The sequence below is a fragment of the Holdemania sp. genome (genome assembly GCF_986127675.1).
Genome location: NZ_CFQZWI010000165.1, coordinates 1 through 3750, shown reverse-complemented (window position 1 = coordinate 3750; position 3750 = coordinate 1). Strand labels below are relative to the sequence as shown.

At 52.3% G+C, this 3750-nt stretch carries 1 protein-coding gene, 1 pseudogene and 1 other annotated feature; the gene and the pseudogene both read left to right on the top strand.

Features of this window, described 5'->3' with window-relative positions; translation table 11 throughout:
* Positions 1–40: 40 nt before the first annotated feature.
* Positions 41–514: pseudogene (locus tag AC5OW4_RS14800) on the top strand (DJ-1/PfpI family protein); the annotation flags it as partial.
* Between the two features lie 136 nt (positions 515–650).
* Positions 651–859 (top strand) — a binding site (T-box leader).
* A gap of 55 nt (positions 860–914) precedes the next feature.
* Entirely contained in the window at positions 915–3524 is a 2610-nt protein-coding gene (locus AC5OW4_RS14795; RefSeq protein ID WP_493677165.1) for a valine--tRNA ligase, read from the top strand.
* The last annotated feature ends 226 nt before the right edge of the window (positions 3525–3750 follow it).

Sequence of the window (3750 nt, the reverse complement as noted above, 5' to 3'; positions counted from 1 at the left end):
AGTTCAGACGTGTGCTCTTCCGATCTAAGTCAACCTTGACGAGATCGACTGCCTGATTCTTCCGGGAATCAGCGAATTTCCGGAAGTGTTAAAGGATCAGCGCCAGCTGGACTTTTTAGCCCGGTTCAAGGAGCGGCCGGATATTTTGATTGCCGCGATCTCCGTGTCCCCGGTGTTATTAGCGGCGGCGGGGTTGTTAAATGGGATTTGTTACTGCGGTGGATTTTATCAGGAAGTGCTGGACGATCTGCCGTTTATGGAAAAAGAAAATTTCCGCTTTGAGCCGATCGTCGTAGAGGGCAACATCATGACGGCTTTCGGCGGGGCGTTCCGTGAGTTTGCCTTAGCGGTGATGGAGAAACTGGGCTTCGAAGTGCCGGCGGAACCTTTCGGTCCGCTGGCTGAAAACTGGACTAGGGATAAGCTGAACTTCACGATGGAATCGGAGGTTGAAAAAACGTATTGGAAAAACGCGCTGGCGATGCTGAAACGGGAATGTCCGCAGTTTTTTTAAGAAGCGCGGCTGAACTTTTCGTCTATCACTTCGTTGGTTTGCTTTTTCGATGTATTCTAGCTTTTTTTCCTTTCCGGAGATGTCGGAATTCGTTGAAATTCGATTGACAAGCGGAGATCCAATGCCTATAATAAAGCCATCTACGTTGAACGGAAGAAGTAGCGGCTTTGGGAAATCAGAGAGCTCCCGGAAGGTGCAAGGGAGTCAGAAGAAGCAGTGAACAGTCGTCCGGAAGTTGATTTTCTGAATTTTAAGTAGGAAAATCCGAATGCCGTCGTTACTGGTGAAAGCGCATCTTTGATCAAAGATGAAGTAAGGTGGTACCGCGCGTCAAGCGTCCTTGTTGCAGGGCGCTTTTTTTGTTCAACGAAGGAAAATAAAAAAACAGGAGGAAGAACTGATGAAAAAGGAACTGGCCCCGAAATATAACCATCTGGATGTGGAGCAGGGCTATGACAACTGGATCAAAGAAGGCTATTTTACAGCCGGCGACAAAAGCAAGGATCCGTTCTGTATCGTGATCCCGCCGCCGAATGTCACCGGCAAGCTGCACCTGGGGCATGCCTGGGATACGACGCTGCAGGATATCATCGCCCGTTACAAGCGGATGCAGGGCTACGACATGCTTTGGGTTCCGGGCATGGACCACGCCGGCATCGCAACGCAGGCGAAGGTGGATGAGCGCCTGAAAAAAGAAGGCGTTTCCCGCTATGATCTGGGCCGTGAGAAATTTCTGGAACGGGCTTGGGACTGGAAGGAAGAATATGCCGGGCATATTCGTCAGCAGTGGGCGAAGATGGGCCTGTCGCTGGACTACACCCGCGAGCGTTTCACACTGGACGAAGGCTTAAGCAAAGCCGTCGCCAAGGTTTTTGTCGACTACTACAACGACGGCCTGATTTATCAGGGCGAGCGGATCATCAACTGGGATCCGGCGGCCAAGACGGCGCTGAGCAACATCGAGGTTATTCATAAGGAAACCGAAGGTGCGATGTATACGTTCAACTACAAGGTCGTTGAAACTGGCGAATGCTTTCAGGTCGCAACGACCCGTCCGGAAACGATGTTCGGCGACGTCTGCGTCGTTGTGCATCCAGACGATGAACGGTTTAAGCATCTGATCGGCCTGCACGCCGTCAATCCGGCGAATGGGGACGAACTGCCGATCATCGGTGACGACTACATCGACATCGAATTCGGAACCGGCGCGATGAAATGTACGCCGGCCCACGATCCAAACGACTTCGCGATCGCCGAACGCCACCATCTGCCGCGGATCATCTGCATGAATCCTGATGCGACGATGAATGAGCGCTGCGGCGAGTTTGAAGGCATGGACCGCTTCGAATGCCGCAAACAGCTGACGGAAAAAATCCGTCAGGAAGGCAATTTGATCAACATCGAGAAACATATCCATCAGGTCGGCTATTCCGAACGGACCGACGTCATCGTTGAGCCGATGCTTTCCAAGCAGTGGTTTGTCCGCATGAAGCCGCTGGCCGAGGATGTTCTGAAGCATCAGGAATTGGCTGAGGAAAAGATCAACTTCTATCCGCCGCGCTTTGAAAAAACCTTCACGCAGTGGCTGGAAAACATTGAGGACTGGTGCATCTCCCGCCAGCTGTGGTGGGGCCATCGGATCCCGGCCTGGTATCATAAGGAAACCGGCGAGATTTACGTCGGCACGGAAGCGCCGCAGGATCTTGAGAACTGGAATCAGGATGAGGATGTTCTGGACACCTGGTTCTCCAGCGCACTGTGGCCGTTCTCGACGCTGGGCTGGCCGGATAAAACGCCGGATCTGGAACGTTATTATCCCAATGACGTACTGGTCACGGGTTATGATATCATTTTCTTCTGGGTCGCCCGGATGGCGTTCCAGGCCCGCTACTTTACAAAGTCCCGGCCGTTTAAGGATGTTCTGATCCACGGCCTGATCCGCGACGCCCAGGGCCGCAAAATGTCGAAATCGCTGGGCAACGGCGTCGATCCGATGGACGTCATCGCCAAGCACGGTGTCGACAGCCTGCGCTTCTTCCTGACGACCAATTCCACGCCGGGTCAGGATATGCGCTACATTGAGGAAAAGCTGGAAGCGTCCTGGAACTTCATCAACAAGATCTGGAATGCGTCCCGTTTCGTCATGATGAATATGCCGGAGGATTTCACGCTCGAGGACATCGACCTCAGCACGCTGTCGATCACCGACACCTGGATTCTCAACCGGTTGAATGAAACGATCGCCTCGGTGACCGCCAACATGGACAAGTATGAGTTCGCGCTGGTCGGCAACGAGCTGTACAGCTTTATCTGGGATGATTTCTGCAGCTGGTATATCGAATTAAGCAAAGCTGGATTGAACAGCGAGGATGCCCAGGTCAAGCGGGCGACCCAGTCGACGCTGATCGTCTGTCTGCGCGCGATCATCCGTCTGCTTCATCCGTTCATGCCGTTTGTCACCGAAGAAATTTACAGCGTCCTGCCGCATACCGAAAAAGCATGCTGCCTGGCGGCCTGGCCGACGCCGGTGGAAGGTCTGGACTTAAGCCATAACGAGGAAGTTGATCAGCTGATCTCCGTTATCAAGACGATCCGTCAGGTTCGCGTCGATTACAATCTGAAGCCGTCCGCGCCGCTGGCGATGACGATCCGGAACGCCCAGAACCAGCCGGTCGCTGTCGACGCTCCGATTGCTTCGATTTATGAGAAGATGTGCAAGGCCAGCTGGAAAGCGGAGCTGGATGGGGAAATGCTCATTCGTCCGATTTTAGGTGGATCTGTATGCATTCCGATGAGCGATGTCGCCGATCTGGAAGAGGAAAAAGCCAAACTCAAAAAAGAAGCCGAGCATCTGAACGCTGAAATCAAGCGTGCGGAAGGTATGCTTTCCAATGAACGCTTTGTCGCCAAGGCTCCGGCTGAGAAAGTCGAAGCGGAACGCAAAAAGCTGGAAACCTATAAGCAGCAGCTGGAAATCGTCCAGACCCGCTTGCAGGAAATTGAGAAATAAACGCTGTCAAAAAAATCTCAGCTTTCATGCAGAATTACCAAGTACCCGGTCCACAGGACCGGGTTTTCTTGTGGACGACCGATTTTAAGGCTCTTTCAAAAATAGTGTTGGTGAGAGAAAAACCGAAACAAGAAAGACGCAGATGAGTTCCAGAAATGGGACTCATTTTTAATTGAGAAAACGGCAGGGAACTAAGGTGTTAGAAATAAGTAAAATGCGGGTCTTA